At 66.8% G+C, this 19,378-nt stretch carries 17 protein-coding genes; 4 read left to right on the forward strand and 13 right to left on the reverse strand.

What is annotated here, in order from left to right:
- Positions 1-21 precede the first annotated feature (21 nt).
- The 8 genes from nusB to H4W26_RS02625 all read right to left on the reverse strand — a co-directional run bounded on the left by nusB (position 22) and on the right by H4W26_RS02625 (position 8,096).
- The gene (nusB, locus tag H4W26_RS02590) at positions 22-447 is read right to left on the reverse strand and encodes a transcription antitermination factor NusB (RefSeq protein ID WP_192590607.1); all 426 of its coding nucleotides are present in this window, start codon (positions 445-447) and stop codon (positions 22-24) included.
- 8 nt (positions 448-455) lie between these two features.
- Positions 456-1,019: an elongation factor P gene (gene efp / locus H4W26_RS02595; protein WP_192590608.1), complete on the reverse strand. Its 564-nt coding sequence runs from the start codon at positions 1,017-1,019 to the stop codon at positions 456-458.
- A gap of 77 nt (positions 1,020-1,096) precedes the next feature.
- The gene (gene aroB / locus H4W26_RS02600; protein WP_192590609.1) at positions 1,097-2,260 is read right to left on the reverse strand and encodes a 3-dehydroquinate synthase; all 1,164 of its coding nucleotides are present in this window, start codon (positions 2,258-2,260) and stop codon (positions 1,097-1,099) included.
- Complete coding sequence (locus H4W26_RS02605) at positions 2,257-2,817, reverse strand: shikimate kinase (protein WP_192590610.1); 561 nt, start codon at positions 2,815-2,817, stop codon at positions 2,257-2,259. Before H4W26_RS02605 ends, aroB begins: the two co-directional genes overlap by 4 nt.
- Entirely contained in the window at positions 2,817-4,064 is a 1,248-nt protein-coding gene (gene aroC, locus H4W26_RS02610; protein WP_192590611.1) for a chorismate synthase, read from the reverse strand. Before aroC ends, H4W26_RS02605 begins: the two co-directional genes overlap by 1 nt.
- 8 nt (positions 4,065-4,072) lie before the next feature.
- The gene (locus tag H4W26_RS02615) at positions 4,073-4,960 is read right to left on the reverse strand and encodes a shikimate dehydrogenase family protein (RefSeq protein WP_225939567.1); all 888 of its coding nucleotides are present in this window, start codon (positions 4,958-4,960) and stop codon (positions 4,073-4,075) included.
- Positions 4,960-6,714: an endolytic transglycosylase MltG gene (locus tag H4W26_RS13950; protein ID WP_192590613.1), complete on the reverse strand. Its 1,755-nt coding sequence runs from the start codon at positions 6,712-6,714 to the stop codon at positions 4,960-4,962. The genes H4W26_RS02615 and H4W26_RS13950 overlap by 1 nt, the downstream gene beginning before the upstream one ends.
- A gap of 92 nt (positions 6,715-6,806) precedes the next feature.
- Positions 6,807-8,096: a DUF349 domain-containing protein gene (locus tag H4W26_RS02625; protein WP_192590614.1), complete on the reverse strand. Its 1,290-nt coding sequence runs from the start codon at positions 8,094-8,096 to the stop codon at positions 6,807-6,809.
- Between the two features lie 81 nt (positions 8,097-8,177).
- On the opposite strand from H4W26_RS02625, the gene hisS reads away from it, so the two are divergent.
- From hisS to H4W26_RS02640, 3 genes are all read left to right on the forward strand, one after another.
- A complete protein-coding gene (gene hisS, locus H4W26_RS02630) occupies positions 8,178-9,518 on the forward strand; it encodes a histidine--tRNA ligase (RefSeq protein ID WP_192590615.1) in 1,341 nt (446 codons plus the stop codon).
- 56 nt (positions 9,519-9,574) lie between these two features.
- On the forward strand, positions 9,575-11,383 hold the full coding sequence (aspS, locus tag H4W26_RS02635; RefSeq protein ID WP_192590616.1) for an aspartate--tRNA ligase: 1,809 nt from the start codon (positions 9,575-9,577) through the stop codon (positions 11,381-11,383).
- Between the two features lie 66 nt (positions 11,384-11,449).
- Complete coding sequence (locus H4W26_RS02640; protein WP_378625968.1) at positions 11,450-12,958, forward strand: replication-associated recombination protein A; 1,509 nt, start codon at positions 11,450-11,452, stop codon at positions 12,956-12,958.
- Positions 12,959-13,093: 135 nt separating this feature from the next.
- Here the strand turns inward: H4W26_RS02640 and qcrB are convergent, their stop codons facing one another.
- From qcrB to ctaE, 4 genes are read right to left on the reverse strand one after another with little or no spacing between them, the layout of a single operon-like run.
- Positions 13,094-14,821, reverse strand: a complete 1,728-nt coding sequence (gene qcrB, locus H4W26_RS02645; protein ID WP_192590617.1) for a cytochrome bc1 complex cytochrome b subunit — start codon at positions 14,819-14,821, stop codon at positions 13,094-13,096.
- A complete protein-coding gene (qcrA, locus tag H4W26_RS02650) occupies positions 14,818-15,879 on the reverse strand; it encodes a cytochrome bc1 complex Rieske iron-sulfur subunit (protein WP_192590618.1) in 1,062 nt (353 codons plus the stop codon). The genes qcrB and qcrA overlap by 4 nt, the downstream gene beginning before the upstream one ends.
- Before the next feature lie 60 nt (positions 15,880-15,939).
- A complete protein-coding gene (gene qcrC / locus H4W26_RS02655; RefSeq protein ID WP_192590619.1) occupies positions 15,940-16,737 on the reverse strand; it encodes a cytochrome bc1 complex diheme cytochrome c subunit in 798 nt (265 codons plus the stop codon).
- Between the two features lie 58 nt (positions 16,738-16,795).
- Positions 16,796-17,443, reverse strand: a complete 648-nt coding sequence (gene ctaE / locus H4W26_RS02660; protein ID WP_378625967.1) for an aa3-type cytochrome oxidase subunit III — start codon at positions 17,441-17,443, stop codon at positions 16,796-16,798.
- A 199-nt stretch (positions 17,444-17,642) separates the two neighbouring features.
- Here ctaE and trpD point away from each other — a divergent pair, with 199 nt between their 5' ends.
- Positions 17,643-18,725: an anthranilate phosphoribosyltransferase gene (gene trpD, locus H4W26_RS02665; protein WP_318779746.1), complete on the forward strand. Its 1,083-nt coding sequence runs from the start codon at positions 17,643-17,645 to the stop codon at positions 18,723-18,725.
- On the opposite strand, the gene def is transcribed toward trpD, so the two are convergent.
- Positions 18,706-19,329: a peptide deformylase gene (gene def / locus H4W26_RS02670; RefSeq protein WP_192590620.1), complete on the reverse strand. Its 624-nt coding sequence runs from the start codon at positions 19,327-19,329 to the stop codon at positions 18,706-18,708. The genes trpD and def overlap by 20 nt on opposite strands.
- Positions 19,330-19,378: the final 49 nt, after the last annotated feature.

The raw sequence follows: 19,378 nt of genomic DNA on the forward strand, positions 1-19,378 counted from the left end.
CGGGACGGCTCACGGTCGGACCTACTCTACGTCATCGACCTCGACCAGCGTCGGCTTGAGCTGCTGGATCCTACCGAGCAGACCGTTGACGAAGCTGGGTGAATCATCGGTGGAGAGGTCATGGACCAGCGCGACCGCCTCGGAGACCGCGACATTGTCGGGAATGTCGTTGTTGCAGAGCAGCTCCCAGGCGCCGATGCGCAGCGCCATCAGGTCCACGCGCGGCATCCGCTCCAGCGTCCATCCACGGGCGTAGGTGGCCAGGATCTCGTCGATCTTCTCCTGCTCGGACTTCACCCCGTCGATGAGCTCGATGACGTATTCATTGACGATCAGATCTGCGCGCTCGCGGCGGACCCTGAGGACCTCGAGCGGATCGAGGTCGCGCTGCTCGGCCTCGAAGAGGATCTCGAGCGCGCGGCGGCGTGCTTTGCTTCGTTTTGCCACGGGGCCTCTCAGTCCGTGACTCGGCCGAGGTACTCGGACGTGCGGGTGTCGACCTTCACGCGAGTGCCCTGGTCGACGAACAGCGGTACCTGGATCTCATGACCGGTCTCCAGCGTGGCGGCCTTGGTGCCCGCGTTGGAGCGATCCCCCTGCAGACCTGGTTCGGTGTAGGTGATCTCGAGCACCACCGACGGGGGCAGGTCGAGGTAGAGCGGGGTCCCGTCATGCAGGGCGATGGTCACCTCGTGGGACTCCAGCAGGAAGTGTGCGGCGTCGCCGACCACGGTGGCTGGCACAGTGATCTGGTCGAAGTCGCGCAGGTCCATGAAGACGAAGTCATCGCCGTCCTGGTACAGGTACTGGTAGTTGGATCGGTCCACTGTGGCGAATTCGACCTTGGCACCGGCGTTGAAGGTCTTGTCCACGGCCTTGCCGGTGCGGATGTTCTTCAGCTTGGTGCGCACGAAGGCGCCGCCCTTGCCGGGCTTGACGTGCTGGAACTCGAGCGTGTTCCACAGCTGTCCCTCAAGCTTGAGGACGGAGCCGTTCTTGATGTCATTCGAGCTGGCCACAGTTTGCCTTTCCTGGGTCTTCGGGCATGGAATGCTCCACGCAGCGCCAATCGATTGTACAGGCTTGCGCGCCGGGCTCAGAGCGAGAGCATCGTCCCGGTCTCGGGCTGCCCGATCTCCTGATAGGTCGCGAACAGGATCGAGGCGTCGGGGATCTCCACGGTGGCCGGCTGGCCCTGGCCGCTGAGCAGGACGAAGCGCAGCTGGTCACCGCGGTTCTTTTTGTCGCGCTTGATGCCTTCCAGCAGCTGGCTCCAGCGGTCATCGCGGTAGGTGGTCGGAAGCCCCAGCAGGTTCAGCACCGAGTGGTGCCGGTCCGCGGTGGCGTCGTCGAGCCGGCCGAGGCTGCGGGAGAGCTCCGCGGCGAAGATCATGCCCACGGAGATCGCGGCACCGTGGCGCCACTGGTAGCGCTCGGCGAGTTCGATGGCGTGACCAAGGGTGTGGCCGTAGTTCAGCGACTCGCGCACACCGGACTCTAGCATGTCCTCTCCCACGACCTTGGCCTTGACGGCCACCGCGCGTTCGATGAGCTCGCGGATCTGCCAGGAGTGGGGGTTCTGCGTCTGCTCCGGGCTGGCTTCGATGATCTCCAGGATGCGTTCATCGGCGATGAACCCGCACTTGACCACTTCGGCAAGACCGGCCACCAGCTCGTTGCGCGGAAGGGTCAGCAGCGTGTCGAGGTCGGCCAGCACACCGGCGGGCTGGTGGAAGGACCCGACGAGGTTCTTGCCCTCTGAGGTGTTGATCCCGGTCTTCCCGCCGACGGCGGCGTCGACCATGCCGAGCAGGGTCGTGGGCATGTGCACCACGCGGATGCCGCGCAGCCAGGTCGCGGCGACGAAGCCGGCGACATCGGTCACCGCACCGCCGCCGACCGAGACCACGGCATCGGAGCGGGTGAAGTCGTTCTGGCCCAGGACCTGCCAGCAGAACGCGGCCACCTGGATGTGCTTGCCCTCTTCTGCGTCGGGGATCTCCGCGACCAGGGCCTGGTAGCCGGCCTTCTCGAGGTCCTCGCGCACCACGTCGCCGGTGGCGCGCAGGGCTCGCGGGTGGATCACCAGCACGCGCTCGGCCTGGGTGCCGACGAGGTCGGGGAGCCGGGAGAGCAGTCCGTTGCCGATGACCACGTCATAGCCGAGCTCCTGCCCGCCGGCGCCTCTTCCCTCCCCCACGGTGATGACGGTGGGCTCAGGGTGCTGGGCGGAAGCCTCGGTCTCAGCCTGGTGGCTCATGCGCTGTGGTCTCTCCTGAAAGTGGTGTGCAAAGCCCGCACGATGGTCTCGACTCGCACATCGATGTGCTCATCATCCGGACTCATGACGATATCAGCGCAGTCCCGATAGATCTGCTCCCGCTCCGCGTAGATGCGCATCCAGCTCTGCACCGGATGCTCCCCGAGGATGGGGCGGGTGGAGCCGTCCCCGAGGCGCTGGGCGGCCTGGGCCACAGTGAGGTCGAGCAGCACGACCACCTGTTCGGCCAGCAGCTCACGGGTGCTGGGACTCAGCACCGAGCCGCCGCCGAGGCTGATCACCGAGGGTCGCGGAGAATCCAGCAGCTCGGCGACGATCTTCTCCTCCTCGGCCCGGAAGCTCTCCTCGCCATGCAGCGAGAAGTAGGGCGGAATCGGTCCGTGCCTGGCGACGAAGAACTGATCGGTGTCCACGTGAGGGCGGTGCAGTCTGCGGGCCAGGGCGGCGCCGACCGTCGATTTTCCGGACCCCATGGGGCCGATCAGCACGATGTTGCGGCCGTCGCCTCGGTTCTCGGCGGCTGCGGGGGAACGCATCAGTCCTGCATCGCCGCCGGGGCCTGCAGCGGGTCCCCATCGGCACCTGCACCCGTGGGGTCTCCCCCGAGCTCGGGCAGGTGCGCGAGGTAGCCCTCGAGGTTGCGGCGGACCTCCAGCACGGAGTCGCCGCCGAACTTCTCCAGCACGGCCTCGGCGATGACCAGGGCGACCATCGCCTCTGCCACCACTCCAGCGGCGGGAACGGCGCAGACGTCGGAGCGCTGATGGTGTGCCGTGGTGGCCTCTCCGGTGGCGGTGTCCACGGTGCGCAGGGCGCGCGGAACGGTGGCGATGGGCTTCATCCCGGCGCGCACGCGCAGCGGACCGCCGATGCTCATTCCGCCCTCGATCCCGCCGGCGCGGTTGGAGGTGCGTGCGATCTGTCCCGACTCGTCCAGGGCGATCTCATCATGCGCCGCCGAGCCGCGACGTCGTGTGGTCTCGAATCCGTCGCCGACCTCCACGCCCTTGATCGCCTGGATGCCCATGAGCGCGCCGGCGAGGCGCGAATCGAGGCGGCGGTCCCAGTGGACGTAGCTGCCGAGCCCCGGAGGCAGTCCTTCGACGATGACTTCGACGACGCCGCCAAGGGTCTCTCCAGCACGGTGGGCGTCGTCGACCTCGGCGACCATGCGTTCGGAGGTCTCGGCGTGGAAGCAGCGCAGCGGGTCGGCGTCGAGGGCGCCTGCGTCAGCGGCCTGGGGCAGCGGAGCGTCAGCGGGGACCTCTACGGGGCCGATCGCGGTGGTGTGCGAGATCGTGGTGATGCCCAGTTCACTCAGGAAGGACTGTGCGGCGGCGCCCAGGGCCACTCGGGTGGCGGTCTCGCGGGCGGAGGCACGCTCCAGGACCGGGCGAGCCTCGGCGAAGCCGTACTTCTGCATGCCGGTGTAATCTGCGTGGCCGGGGCGGGGGCGCGTGAGGGGGGCGTTGCGGGCAAGACCTTCGAGGTCTTGCGCAGGCACCGGGTCCGCGGACATGACCTTCTCCCACTTCGGCCATTCGGTGTTGCCGACCTCGATGGTCAGCGGACCGCCTATGGTGACGCCGTGGCGTACGCCTGCAAGCAGCGCGACCTGATCCTGCTCGAACTTCATCCGCGCGCCGCGGCCGTATCCGAGACGGCGGCGGGCCAGCTTCTCCTGCACGGCTGCCGTGCTCAGAGACACTCCGGCGGGAAGTCCTTCAAGGATTCCGACGAGGGATTTGCCGTGAGATTCTCCAGAGGTGAGCCAGCGCAACATGGGGTCCATCATAAACCGATGGAGCGTCTCATCTTCGCCACGAGCTGGTCATGGGAATCTTCGGAGAGCTCTGCGGCGGGGTTCTCGGTGGCTGCGGTGAAGAGTTCCACCTGCCTGACGGCCTGGTGCAGAAGCATCACCAGCCCGCTCACCACTCGGCCTCCTGCAGACTCCCAGGCGTCCGCCAGCGCGGAGGGCCAAGGGTCATAGGCGACGTCGAGCAGCGGCACCGGATGCGTCAGCGCCGGAAGCGTCTGCGCGATCTCATCGGCGGCTCGGGGCGGCAGCGTGCTGACCAGGGCGTCCAGCGATCCGCCGTGCTGGAGATCCTTGTTGAGCGTCTCGAGCGGCGCCACGCTCAGCGTGAGTCCCAAAGCGTCCGCCACGGGATGCAGCTCCGCGGCACGCGGAATCGACCGGGCGTAGCAGCGGACTTCGGTGTAGCCGAGCTCAGCGGCGGCGGCAAGGGCTGCCGTGGCGGTGGCCCCTGCACCGATGATGCCGAAGATCCGCGCGTCTGGACTGAGGCCGGGCTGCAGCCCGGCCTCGATGAGGGCATGCAGGATGCCGTCGACATCGGTGTTCTCTCCGTAGAGCATCGGAGAGTGCCCATCGCCTGGCCGGTGGACCACAGTGTTGAGCACACCGAGGGTCTGCACCCGGGAGGAGCGCTCCTCCACTGCGGCGGCCATGGCGCCCTTCAGCGGCATGGTGACCGACCAGCCCAGCCACCCAGGAGCGGCGCCCTCCGTATGCAGGAACCGGTCCACCGCATCCAGCGGCACGTCGATCCGGCGGTACTCGATGTCCAGCCCGAGGTGGTCATAGGCGGCTGCATGGAGCGCCGGAGACTGAGAGTGAGAGATCGGGTGGCCCAGCACAGCAGCCTGCCGCATCACGGTCCCTGGTTGTCCTGGGCCGGCTCGCCCTCACAGATCTCCGGGTTCTCCTCGCAATAAGCGTTGAACTCCTGGACGTACTCCCGGTGCTGCTCGTAGGTCTCGGCGAACTTCGTCTCACCGGTCTCGAGGTTCGTCGTGATCCAGTAGTAGTTGTCGCTCGGCTCGGGGTTGCCGGCGGCCTCGATCGTCTCTTCGCTGGGAGCGGCGATCGGCCCCGGTGGAAGGCCCTCGTTCTGGTAGGTGTTGTACGGGTTCGAGGCGTCCTGACGCTCTTCGTCGGTGAACTGCACGCTCTGTGTGCCGAGGCCGTAGATCACCGCGGCGTCGATCTGCAGCAGGCCACCGGTCTCGTCATTGCTGGGGTCGAGACGGTTCTCGATGATTCCGGCGATCATCTCGTAATCGCCGGGCAGGCCCTCCGCGGTGAGCAGCGAGGCGATGATGATCGTCTCCCACTGCTCGTCCTCCTCGGTGACACCGGCCTCTTCGAGCCGCTCGAAGGTGCCGTCCACCATCTGCTGCAGGATGTCTTCGGGATCCGCACCCACCTCGGGGTTGTACAGCCCCGAGGCGAGGTAGCCCTCGAGCGAGGTCGCCTCTTCGGGCAGCCCGTAGGCAGTGGGGTCGCTGGCGGCCTGGCGGATGTCGCTCTCGGGTATCCCCGTGCCGTTGGCTATCGCTGACAGGGCCGCGTCGATGCGCATGCCGGCGCGCAGATCGATGAAGTCGACGGCCTCCTCCTCGTCGAAGAGGATGGCCACGGCATCTTCGGCGGGCATCTGCTCGCGCATCGGGAACTCGCCCTCGAAGACCTCACGGGTTCCCTCGAGCTGCTCGTAGGCATCGTCGAAGGCGTCGGCGCTGGCGATGATTCCCTGCTCCAGGAGTCGGCCTCGCACCGCGATCGGACCGTCTCCCGGCTCCACGGTGAACTCGACGTTCTCGCCCGCCTGGGTCTCGAAGTCCTGCGGACCGTCGCCGCCCAGCAGGGACTGCAGGACCACCACGAAGCCCACCACCAGCACCGCAAAGAGGCCGAAGGCCACGCTGAGCGTCAGGTTGCGTCGTCGGCGCTTATCGCGCCGTCGCTGCAGGACCGCCTGAGTGGTGCCGCCATCTACGGCCGAGACGGTCTGATATCCACGTCCATGGCTGGAGGAAGAGATGAGAAGCGGTGTCCCGTCGTCGTCGTGATGAATGCGGGTGCCCTCGTAGTGGAGTTCGCCGTTCTCATCGAAGTGTTCGTTCTCGTCGTAGTGCTGATCGTCGTAGCGTCCCTCGACATAGTGCTCATCCACATAGTGCCCCTCAGGGTCGTCCTCCAGTGGATAGCCGGTGGACTCGTCGACGGCCTGTTCGGTCTCCTGGTCGACCTCGTCGGGTGAGACCACCTGATCGAAGGGGGTCACCACGCGATCGAAACTGGTGGGCTGGGCCGGTGTGGCTGGCGGCGAGGGTTGCGCTGCGGGCGGCTCGGCAGGTGGGTCCTCGCGTTCGAGCTTGCCCTGGGTGACCTCTTCCTGGTTGAAGATCACGGATTCCTGCACCGGCGCGATGTTCGGCAGCGGGACCTGGCGTGCGGAGGTCGCTGAGGACTGTCGGCGAGCGTTGCGGAGCGTCTCGTCCAGGGCACGCTGCTGCGCTGCGGTCTGACGCTCGCGCTGCTCGGCGAGCTCACGCTCGCGCGCCTCGCGAATTTCGCGACGGCTGCGCGGAGAGCCTGCCTCATGCGGCTGTTGATCGCTCACGCGGGGTCCTCACTGGATATCGACGGCACAACTTCCCGCGGCTCCCGGGATGGGCAGGGGCCGCAGAATCTCTGACGAGTGTAATCTATTCGTTACTTCAACATATCGCGCCAGCTTCTGCGCGCGTCGAGAGCCTCCTGCGCCTGCTCGATAGAACGAGTGTCTCCGCTGGCCTGGGCCGACTCAAGCTCACGTTCAAGTCCAGCAATAGTCTCGTCCAGCTGGCTGAGCATCGAGTTCTGCCGGGCGATCGTCTCGGGATCGGTCTTGCGCCAGTGCGCAGCCTCGGCATCCCGGAAGGCGTCCTGGACCTGCTTCAGCCGACCCTCGGTGCTCTTCATGTCCTGGCGAGGCACGCGTCCGGCCGCATCCCAGCGCGCCAGCAGCGACTGGTACTGCTCCCGCGAAGCCTCGGGGTTCTCGAAGGGCATCAGGGCCTCGAGCTTCTCCAGGATCTCCAGCTTCACGACGAGGTTCTCGGCGTATTCGGCATCGGTCTCCGCGTTGACCTTGTCGCGGGCTCCGAAGAAGACGTCCTGAGCGGCCCGGAAGCGAGTCCACTGGGAGTCATCGGTCTTTCGGGCGCCGCGGCCCAGCGCCTTCCAGTCGTCCATGAGGCGGTGGTAGGCCTTCGTGGTGGAGCCGTAGTCCTCGGAGTCCTTCAGCGCCTCAGCCTCGGCGATCAGCGCCTCCTTGGCCGCCTTGATGTCACCGTGCTCCTTGTCCCGCGTGGCGAAGAACGCGCGGCGGTTCTTCTCGAAGAGATTGCGGGCGCTGCGGAATCGCTTCCAGTAGGGGTCCTCCTGGGACTTGGTCAGCCGCGGGGGCTTCTTCTGCTCGCCCTTCCAGGCTTCGAAGAGCTCATTCATCCGCGCCTGGGCGCTCTTCCAGTGCTGGGTGCTGGGATCCGCTCCGGCGAGCACCTCGGCCTCAGCCACGATCCGCTCCCGAGTGGCCAGATGCTCGGCGAGGACGGCTTCGGTCTCCTGCTGCTCCACGGCGTTGCGGGCCTGGATCTCGACCGTGAGCTGCTCGAGCAGCGCAGCCAGTGCAGCGGTGTCCCCTACCCACACGCCGTCCTGAAGCTCTGTGGCGATGTGCTGGGCGGACTCCTGCAGGGCCTTGGCGGAGTCTGCTCCCGCCGCGATGCGCGCGCGCAGCAGCAGGGCACGGTTGAACAGCTCGTCGAACTTGCGGGTGAAGTACAGCAGCGCCTCATCTGCACTGGCGCCGGAGAACTGACCCACGTAGGTCTCGGTCGGCTCCCCCTCCGCGGCATTCTCGGTCAGCGCGAAGACGTGCCCTTCCTCATCCACGCGGGCAAAGCGATGGGCGTCTGGGAGGGATGTCTCATGATGATCGGGCTTGACTGCAGGACTCATGCCCACCAGCGTACCGGAGCCGCTATGATGAACGGGCCCGATTCCAGGCTCCCCCGACGACCAAGGACTGCGCGCACACTCATGGCACGAACCACCTCTCTCTCCGGCTTCACCGAATGGCTCCCCGAAGAGCGGCTGGTGGAGCTGCACGTGCTGGACACCCTTCGCGAGGTCTTCGAACGCCATGGCTTCGGCTCCATCGAGTCCCGCGCCGTGGAGACCATCGACACGCTCCTGCAGAAGGGCGAGATCGACAAGGAGATCTACGCGGTCTCCCGGCTGCAGGAGGAGGACGGCAAAGAGGCACGCCTTGCGCTGCACTTCGATCTGACGGTCCCGTTCGCCCGCTACGTCGTGGAGAACGCGGGGCACCTGGACTTCCCGTTCCGGCGGTATCAGATACAGAAGGTCTGGCGCGGCGAACGCCCACAGGACGGCCGGTTCCGTGAATTCACCCAGGCCGACATCGACCTGGTGGGCGACGGCGCCCTGCCCTTCCGCAGCGACGTGGAGATCGCGCTGGTCATGGCGCAGGCACTGGAAGCGCTGCCCATCGGGGACTTCATGCTCCGGGTCAACAACCGCAAGCTCTCCGAGGGCTTCTACCGCTCCATCGGCCTCACCGACACCACGGCCGTGCTGCGCGCCATCGACAAGCTGGAGAAGATCGGTGCTCAGAAGGTGGCTGAGGAGCTCACCTCCACCGGTGCGGCCACCCCGGCCCAGGCGCAGCAGGCGCTGGAACTCGCGCAGATCCGCGCCACCGACACCTCCTTCGTCGCGCAGGTCCGCGGACTCCTCGGCGACACCGCCGCGGACGAGCTGCTCGAGGCCGGGCTCGCCGAGCTGGAAGAGGTGGTCGCCGAGCTGAACAAGCGCGTCCCCGGACGAGTCACCGCCGATCTGTCCATCGCCCGAGGACTCGACTACTACACCGGCACCGTCTATGAGACGGTGCTGCTCGGCCATGAGTCACTGGGCTCGGTGTGCTCCGGTGGACGCTATGAATCACTGGCCTCCAAGGGCAAGCGCAGCTTCCCGGGCGTCGGCCTCTCCATCGGGGTGACCCGACTGATCTCCCGGATCCTCGCCGAGGGTGGTCTCTCCGCCACGCGCAAGGTCCCTGCTGCGGTCTATGTGGCGCTGCGCTCCGATGAGGACTGGGGAGCTGCCCAGGACGTGGCCGATACGCTTCGGGCCCGCGGCCTCAACGTCGAGGTGGCCCTGAAGGCGGAGAAGTTCGGCAAGCAGATCCGCCATGCCGACCGCCGCGGCATCCCCTATGTCTGGTTCACCGATGACGACGGGGCCCACGAGGTCAAGGACATCCGCTCCGGGGACCAGTTCAGCGCCGATCCCGCCAGCTGGACTCCGCCGGCCGATGACCGGCTGCCACGGATAGTAGAATCAGCCACCGACTGACCCCCGCTGGACCACACGTCCAGCGCACCAGCTAAAGATCCCTCAGGAAGGACACCGTGCTCCGCACACATACCTCCGGCTCACTGAACGCCGCGCACATAGGTCAGACCGTCACCCTCACCGGATGGGTGGCGCGACGCCGAGACCACGGCGGGGTGGCCTTCCTCGACCTGCGTGACGCATCCGGAGTCGCCCAGGTCGTGGTGCGCGAGGAGGCGGACTTCGACCCGCTGCGCAACGAGTTCGTGCTGCAGGTGACCGGCTCCGTGGAGCGCCGTCCAGCCGGCAACGAGAACCCGAATCTGCCCTCGGGCGAGGTCGAGCTCATCGCGGACACGGTGACGGTGCTCAACACCGCAGCCCCGCTGCCCTTCCAGATCGATGAGCATGTGGAGATCGGTGAAGAGGCCAGGCTGCGCCACCGCTATCTGGACATGCGCCGCGAGGGCCCTCAGCGCGCGCTGCGGCTGCGCTCGGAGGCGAACCGCGTCGCCCGTGACCTGCTGCATGAGCAGGCCTTCACCGAGATCGAGACCCCCACGTTGACCCGGTCCACCCCAGAGGGCGCCCGCGACTTCCTGGTCCCGGCCCGGCTGGCCCCTGGTGCCTGGTACGCACTGCCCCAGTCCCCGCAGCTGTTCAAGCAGCTGCTGCAGGTCGGTGGATTCGAGAAGTACTACCAGATCGCGCGCTGCTACCGCGATGAGGATTTCCGCGCCGACCGCCAGCCCGAGTTCACCCAGCTCGACATCGAGGCGAGCTTCGTGGAGCAGGAGGACATCCTCTCCCTGGCAGAGGAGCTCGTGCGCCGGCTCTGGAAGCTGATCGACGTCGAGCTGCCCGCGCAGATCCCGCACATCACCTACCACGAGGCCATGGCCCGCTACGGCTCGGACAAGCCGGACCTGCGCTTCGATCTGGAGCTCACCGAGCTCACCGAGTACTTCAAGGACACCAGCTTCCGCGTCTTCAAGGCCGACTACGTGGGCGCCGTGGTCATGCCCGGCGGCGCCTCCCAGCCGCGCCGCACGCTCGACGCCTGGCAGGAATGGGCCAAGCAGCGCGGAGCCAAGGGCCTGGCGTATGTGCTCATCGGCGAGGACGGCGAGCTCGGCGGCCCCGTCGCGAAGAACCTGACCGATGCGGAGAAGGCCGGACTGGCAGAGGCCACCGGCGCCTCCCCCGGTGACTGCATCTTCTTCGCCGCCGGCGAGGTCTCCCCCTCGCGCGGCCTGCTCGGCGCCGCCCGCAACGAGATCGCCTCCCGGGTGGGTCTCATCGACGAGAACGCCTGGTCCTTCGCCTGGGTGGTCGACGCTCCGATGTTCGAGCCTGCAGCCCAGGCCCAGGCCGCAGGAGACGTGGCCGTCGGCTCCGGCGCCTGGACCGCCGTCCACCACGCCTTCACCGCACCCAAGCCCGAGTTCGCCGAGGGCTTCGATCAGGATCCGGGTTCGGCCCTGGCGAACGCCTATGACCTCGTCTGCAACGGCAACGAGATCGCCGGCGGTTCGCTGCGTGTCTACCGGCGCGATGTGCAGGAGCGCATCTTCAAAGTGATGGGCATCCCCGAGGATGAGGCCCAGGAGAAGTTCGGCTTCCTGCTCGACGCCTTCAAGTTCGGCGCCCCGCCCCATGGCGGCATCGCCTTCGGCTGGGACCGGGTCGTCTCGCTGCTCGCCGGGGAGGACTCGATCCGCGAAGTCATCGCCTTCCCCAAGTCCGGCGGCGGCTACGACCCGCTGACCGCCGCTCCTGCCCCGATCACTGCCCAGCAGCGCAAGGAAGCCGGCGTGGACGCCAAGCCCGAGCTCACATCTGATGCCGCGGCGCAGACTCAGGGCGGGGAGAAGGCGAAGGCCTGATCCTCACCGGGTAATCTGGAACAGATTTCTTCGAATCTTTCTACGAACCCACCTCTAGGAGGCGCAGTGGCCGATCCAATCTCCGGGGACCTCTTCGCCTCCGATGACTTCGGCGACGACGACGCGCCCGTGGCTGCTGCGGCAGAGCCGGGCGCGCGTCGTCGTCATACCCCGCTGGCAGTGCGGATGCGTCCGCGCACCCTCGAGGAGATCCTCGGACAGCAGCACCTGCTCGAACACGGCTCTCCGCTGCGCGTCCTCGCCGAAGGCTCGCGAGGACCCGCCGGGGCCTCCTCGGTGATCCTCTACGGGCCTCCCGGCACCGGTAAGACCACACTGGCCCATGTCCTGGCGCGCGGCGCCTCACGGAAGTTCGTCGAGCTCTCCGCGATCCGCGCCGGGGTCAAGGACGTGCGCCAGGTGATGGACCGGGCGCTGGAAGACCGTGATCTGCGCGGTCAGACCACGGTGCTGTTCCTCGATGAGATCCACCGATTCAACAAGGCGCAGCAGGACGCGCTTCTGCCCGGAGTCGAGAACGGCTGGGTGATCCTGGTCGCGGCCACCACCGAGAACCCCTCCTTCTCCATCATCGCGCCGCTGCTCTCCCGATCGCTGATGCTCACCCTGCGATCACTGACCTCCGAGGACCTCTCCGGGCTGATCACTCGGGCACTGGAGGACACTCGCGGACTGGACTCAGCCTTCGAGCTGGAGGACGCCGCGCGAGATCATATTCTGCGCATGGCCGGTGGAGACGCCCGACGGGTGCTCACCACGCTGGAGGCCGCAGCCGCAGTGGCCGCCGGCAAGGCTGCTGACGGCCAAGCACCTGACCACCCGGACCCCGCCGGCAAGACTGCTGACGACCACGCAGCCGAGGATCAGACGACCGACGGCAGCACGGAGCAGACCCGACCGGACACCCCCGCCGCCCCGGTCACGATCACCGCCAAGGACGCGGAGCAGGCTATGGACTTCGCGGTGCAGCGCTACGACCGGGATGGTGACCAGCACTACGACATCGTCTCGGCGTTCATCAAGTCATTGCGCGGCTCCGACCCTGATGCGGCGCTGCACTACCTGGCACGCATGATCGTCGCCGGTGAGGACCCCCGCTTCATCGCCCGTCGACTGGTCATCGCTGCGGGCGAGGAGGTCGGGATGGCCGACCCCACCGCGCTGCAGACCGCCATGGCCGCCGCCGACGCGGTCGCGCTGATCGGCATGCCCGAGGCGCGGATCCTGCTGGGTCAGGCCACCGTGCACATCGCGACGGCCCCGAAGTCCAATGCCTCCTATAAGGCGCTGGACGCCGCCATCGCCGATGTCCGGAACGGCAAGTCGGGGCTTGTCCCGCCGCACCTGCGTGATGCCCACTACTCCGGCGCCCACCGGATGGGCCATGGCAAGGGCTATGTCTATGCCCATGATCAGCCGCACCATGTGGCGACCCAGCAGTACCCGCCCGATGAGCTGATCGGAGTCGACTATTACAAGCCCACCGGCAACGGGGCCGAGCGCGCCGTCGCCGAGCGGCTGGAGAAGCTGCGCTCCATCATCCGCGGCAGCTGAGCCGCCCCACGACACGAGCAGCCGCGGACGCCGCACCGCGGCAGCAGCTGCGTCGCCCAGGCCTGAGCGGCCGCTGCGTCGCATACAGAAGCGGCCGCCTCCCGCAGAGGGAGACGGCCGCTTCTGTGTATCGCGTCAGTGCTTGCTGGACTCCAGTTGAGCCGAGGCGGCCGCAGGAAGCGCGGCCGAGGACTCGTGGTGATCGTGGGACAGTGCCTCGAGGTACTCCTCGCGGCTGACCGGTGCCACCCGATCTTCGAAGAAGACCCGGTTCAGGCCTGCACGGGACTTCTCCAGCAGCGAGACCTTGCCCTTGGCGTTGGGCCGGGCCGGGGTCGGCTCCGGGGACTCGTAGGCCACCAGGGTGAAGAGCTCGTAGTCATTGACCCGGTTGTGCTTCTCACGGAACTCGCCGTGGGGAAGCATCTCGATGACTCCGGCCTCGTTGCCGTGCAGCACGATCTCACGATCCTTGCGCTGCAGCGCCAGACATATCCGCTTGGTGATGATGAAGGTGAGGATCGGTCCTGCAAAGAACAGCACACGGAGCCAGATGATCACGTCGTTGAGCGAGAGCGAGAAGTGCGTGGCCATCAGGTCCGAGGACGCGGCACCCCACATCACGAAGTACCAGACCATCATGGCCATGCCGAAGGCGGTGCGGCCCGGTGCGTTGCGGGGACGGTCCAGAACATGGTGTTCCTTCTTGTCGCCGGTGATCCATGCCTCCAGGAAGGGCCACACGAAGAGTCCGACGAGGAGAGCAGTGATCGGGATGAACGTGGCCAGCACCGGCGTTGCCACGCTGTTGCCGCCCCATGGAGTCGGCAGAACGAACTCCAGCGGGATGTCTCCGATATAGCCGGGCATCAGTCGCAGCACGCCGTCGAACCAGCCGATGTACCAGTCGGGCTGAGTGCCCGCCTGCACCGGGGAGGGGTCATAGGGCCCGTAGTTCCAGAGCGCGTTGATCTGGAAGAGCCCGGCGAGCAGCGCCAGCACGCCGAACACGACGAACAGGAATCCGCCGGCCTTGGCGGCGTAGACCGGTCCGATCGGGTAGCCGACGACGTTGCGCTCAGTGCGACCCGGGCCAGGGTACTGGGTGTGCTTGTGCACCACGACCATGAACAGGTGCACCGCGATCAGGACGAGGATCACTGCAGGGATGACGAAGATGTGCAGCGAGTACAGGCGGGGGATGACCTCGTCTCCGGGGAACTCGCCGCCGAAGAGGAAGAAGGAGATGTACGTGCCGACCATCGGGATGGCCTTGAGCATGCCGTCGATGATGCGCAGGCCGTTGCCGGAGAGCACCTCGTCGGGCAGCGAGTACCCGGTGAAGCCCGCGCCGAGACCGGCGATGAGCAGCGCACAGCCGACGACCCAGTTGAGCTCGCGCGGCTTGCGGAAGGCGCCGGTGAAGAACACGCGGAGCATGTGCACGGCCATGGCCATGACGAACATCAGCGCACCCCAGTGGTGCAGCTGGCGCATGAACAGCCCGCCGCGAACGTCGAAGGACAGCTCCAGCGCGGTGGCGTAGGCCATCGACATCTCCACGCCCTGCATGGGCGCGTAGGAGCCGTCGTACTGCGTGCTGGCCATGGAGGGATCGAACCAGAAGGTCAGGAACGCGCCGGAGACCACGGTGATGAGGAAGCTGTAGAGCGCGACCTCACCGAACATGAATGTCCAGTGGTCGGGGAAGACCTTGCGGCCGAACTCGCGGACCATTCCGGTGCCGCCCACGCGCTGATCCACGTAGTTGGAGATCCGGCCGGTGCGCGTCGCCGGCTGGTACTGATCCACCTCGGCGTACTGCGCCTCGGTGTACTTGGGTTCTAGAGACTGAGTGCTCATGATGTGTAGCCACGCTCCCAGTAGGTGGGGCCGACGGGTTCGGTGAAGTCGCTGCGAGCAACGAGGAAGCCCTCATCGTCCACGGTGATGGGCAGCTGGGGCAGCGGGCGCCCTGCGGGACCGAAGATCACCTTGAACTGCTGGGCAGCATCGAAGGTGGACTGGTGGCAGGGGCAGAGCAGGTGGTGCGTATGACGCTCATAGAGCGCCACCGGGCAGCCCACATGCGTGCAGACCTTGGAGCAGGCGATGATGCCCTCGTGGGTCCAGTTCTCGCGTTCGCCGGTGGCCGGGGCGAGCTCATCGGGCTGCATCCGGATCAGCAGGACCACGGCTTTGGCCTTGGCCGCGAGGCGCTCACCGTGCCCGGAGATCTCTCGGAGGGTCTCGGGCACCACGTGCACCACCGACCCGACGGTGAGGTCCGCCGCACGGATGGGAGTGCCGGTGGGGTCGCGCACCAGGCGCACACCCTCCTCCCAGATGGTGTGGCGCATGCGCTCCACGCCGAAGTCCTCGGAACGATCAAGGTCGCGCAGCACGAGGACGGCGGGCAGCGGGGCCAGCAGAGCCGCGCCGATGAGCGTGTTGCGCAGCAGCGGTCGGCGCTTGATCTGGGTCTCGTCCACGATCTCGTTGACGGTTGCGGCAGCCTCGGCGCGCTCTTCTTCCTTGCGCAGGGGCTTGCGGTCCTCGATGACCTCGTGGTCGGGCATCAGCGCGCGGGCCCACTGGACCACACCGAGCCCGATGCCGAGCATGGCGAAGGCGACGCCAAGACCGAGCAGGGTGTTCTGCAGGCGCAGCATCTCGAGGTCGCCTGCCGTGACGCCGACGACGAAGTAGCCGACGAAGAACATCACTGTGCCGATGATGGAGATCAGAAAGAGCGCAGAGACCTGACGCTCGGCGCGCTTGGCCGCCTTCTCATCCACATCTGCCAACCGCGGACGGTGCGGCGGCAGGCCCGGGTTGTCGATGGCGTGGCCACTCGACTTCCCGTCACCGGCTCTGATGACGGCGTCCGACTGCGGATCGCCGTTACCGTGCTCGCCCATATGGTTCTCGTCCTTTGCTTGAGTATGTACGTTGTGCGTGCGTGCCAGATGCTGCCGTGATCAGGAGGACCGTGAGGTCAGCCAGACCATGGAGCCGATCAGCAGGACCAGTCCGAGGGTCCAGATGAGCAGACCTTCCGACACAGGTCCCAGGGAGCCGAGTGCGAAGCCACCGGGCACGCCTTGAGATTCGTTGTTCTTCAGGAACGCGATGATGTCGCGCTTGTCCTCGGGAGGAATGTTCGAGTCGTTGAACTCCGGCATGTTCTGCGGGCCGGTGACCATCGCCTCGTAGATGTGCACCGACTCCACGCCATCGAGCGATGGCGCGAACTTGCCCTCGGTGAGCGCGCCGCCGGCGGCGGCCGCGTTGTGGCACATCGCGCAGTTGATGCGGAAGAGCTCGCCGCCGCGGGAGATGTCTCCCTCAGAGGCGTCGAGGTACTCGTCCTCGGGTACGGCAGGACCGGCACCGAGGGAAGCGACATAGGCCGAGAGCTGCATCGTCTGTTCATCGTTGAACTGCGCGGGCTTCTGCTGCGCCTGCGGACCCGACATCTGCATCGGCATGCGACCGGTGCTGACCTGGAAGTCGACGGCCGCGGCTCCGGCGCCGACCAGCGAGGGCCCGGCGTCGCTGCCGACGGCGTTGATGCCGTGGCAGGTGGCGCAGTTGGCCACGAAGAGGCGTTCGCCCTCCTCCACGTCCGAGGCGGTGTAGGCATCGGTAACGTTCGATGCCTGTGCCTCGTTCACGGAGGTCGCGGCGGCATAGAGCCCTCCCGTGAGCAAGAGGCCCAGGAGGAGCAGTGCCACTGCCGCAAGGGGGTGGCGACGCTGCTGTGAAAGTGCCTTCACGTGCCGGTTCCTAACTTCTCGGTGCTATATCAGCTTGTGTGCGTGACGAATGTGGTGCTCAGGCGAACATCGGCAACAGGTACACGATGCCGAAGAGCGCGATCCAGACGACGTCGACGAAGTGCCAGTAGTACGAGATGACGACTGCTGCGTGGGCTTCCCGGTGTGTGAACTTCACGCTGAAGTACGCACGGGCAATCACGTAGAGGAAGGCGATCAGCCCGCCGACCACGTGCAGTCCGTGGAAGCCCGTGGTGATGTAGAAGGCGGACCCGAAGGAGTTTGAGGAGACTGTGATCCCGTGGGACACCAGCTCGGCAAACTCGAAGGTCTGACCTGCGATGAAGACGGCTCCCATGAGGAAGGAGAGGATGTACCACTCCACCATGCCCCAGTGCTGGATCTGGAAGGCTCCGCCGGTGCGGCGAGGCTGGTGCCGCTCGGCGGCGAAGACGCCGAACTGAGCCGTCACCGAGCTCGCGACCAGGATCACGGTGATGGTGGTGGCCAGCGGGATCGCGAGCGTTCCACCACCTTCGGCGAACATCTCAGGCTGCGTGGAGCGCAGCGTGAAGTACATGGCGAACAGGCCGGCGAAGAACATCAGCTCGCTGGTGAGCCAGACCATGGTGCCCACGGACACCATGTTGGGACGGTTCGGCAGCGTTCGCGCCGGAGCGATTGGGGCTTGGGTTGCAGACGTCACGCATTCATTATGTCCTGAAACCTCGGCTGTTTGCGACCGCAGCCGCTTGTGTGGCGCGCTTCAAGATCCTTGTCAGAGGGCGGATTCCGCGCCATTCCCAGGATCCGCCAAGGTGGAGTGGACAAAAAATTCGTCAATATTTCTACAGCGTGTCGAAATTGGACGGAGCCAAAGGAGGCTGGGCCGATAGTCTGGCCCTGTGAAACCTCCGACATCCGCCGATTCCCACTCCCCCACCCCCGCCCTGCCGGGGAACTGGCCCGAGCTGCTCGAGACGCTTCTGGCCGGGCAGCATCTGAGCGCGAAGACCTCTGCCTGGGCGATGGACCAGCTGATGAGCGGGGCGCTCAGCGACGGCCAGATCGCCGCCTTCCTGGTGGCGCTGCGCGCGAAGGGCGAGGTCGCGGAGGAGCTCGTCGGACTGAGCACCACCATGATGGACAAGGCGGTCCCGATGAAGATCGAGGGGCCCACCTTGGACATCGTGGGCACCGGGGGCGACATGCTCGGCACGGTGAACATCTCCACCATGTCCTCGCTGACCGCGGTGGGCGCGGGAGCGCGGGTGGTCAAGCATGGCAATCGCGGCGCCTCCACCACTGCGGGGGCCGCTGACGTGATCGAAGCGCTCGGCGTGGATCTGAGTCTCAGTCCAGAGAAGGTGGCCCGCGCGGCCGAGGAAGTGGGCATCACCTTCCTCTTCGCGCAGAGCTTCCACCCTTCGATGCGCCACGTGGGACCGGTGCGGCGCCAGCTGGGCATCAGGACGGTCTTCAACTTCCTCGGGCCGCTGTCCAACCCCGCCCGCGTCACCGCCCAGGCACTCGGCTGCGCGAGCCCCACGCTGGCTCCGCGGATGGCCGAGGTCCTTGCGGTCCGTGGGACTCGAGGCCTCGTGTTCCGCGGACAGGACGGACGGGACAAGATCACCACCTCGGCCGCCACCGACCTGTGGGAGGTGCGAGAGGGCGAGGTCTCCCACACCGTGCTCAGCCCGGAAGACGTGGGCCTGCCCCGGGTGGCCGTGGAAGACCTGCGGGGCGGAAGCGGCGCCGAGAACGCGCAGATCGTGCGGCGGCTGCTCTCCGGGGAACCTGGGCCGGTGCGCGACGCCGTCGTCCTCAACGCAGCGGCCGGACTGACCAGCCTTGCCGAGCATGCCGAGGGTGATCTGCTGGAGCGGCTTCGGGCGAACATGGTCCTTGCTGAGGAGTCCATCGACACCGGTGCCGCCGCCGACGTGCTGCGCCGCTGGGTGGAGTTCAGCCGGTCTGCGAGCTGAGCCCCGACTCTGAGGCCTCTTCGGGCTCGTCGTGGCCGAAGGGATCGGGATCCACTCCTGGCAGCCAGCTCAGTCCGGGTTCGTTCCATCCCTCGCGCTTCATCGCCTTCTTCCATCTCCTGGCCCACTTGGCATCGAGCCGGTTGACGTAGAGATAGCCGTCGAGGTGGTCGTACTCGTGCTGGAGGATGCGGGCGAACCATCCGGTGGCCTCGAAGCTGAGCACCTCGCCCTGCAGGTCGAGACCCGTGATCTCCACGTGTTCGCTGCGCTTGAGCGGATAGCTGTAGCCCGGCGCTGAGAGGCAGCCCTCAGCTTCCTCATCACGGTCCGGGGCTTCCTTGGAGATCTTCCCGATGATCCGCAGGCGCGGATTGATGATGACGCCTCTGCTGGGCTGGTCGCCGGAGTCCGGGTACGCGTAGGTGAAGATGCGCAGCCCCACACCGATCTGGGGTGCCGCCAGTCCGACGCCGTGGGCCGCCTCTTGGGTCTCGAACATGTCTGCGACGAGTTCACGGATGGAATCGTCGATGGTCTCCACGTCGTCCGCGCGCCGGTGGAGCACTGGTTCGCCGTGGATGGTGATGGGGCGGATCGTCATAGCCCGAATTCTACTGGCCCGAGTCACCGCCTCGGCACGAAGAAGCCCG

The sequence above is a fragment of the Nesterenkonia halotolerans genome (genome assembly GCF_014874065.1).
Lineage (GTDB): Bacteria > Actinomycetota > Actinomycetes > Actinomycetales > Micrococcaceae > Nesterenkonia > Nesterenkonia halotolerans.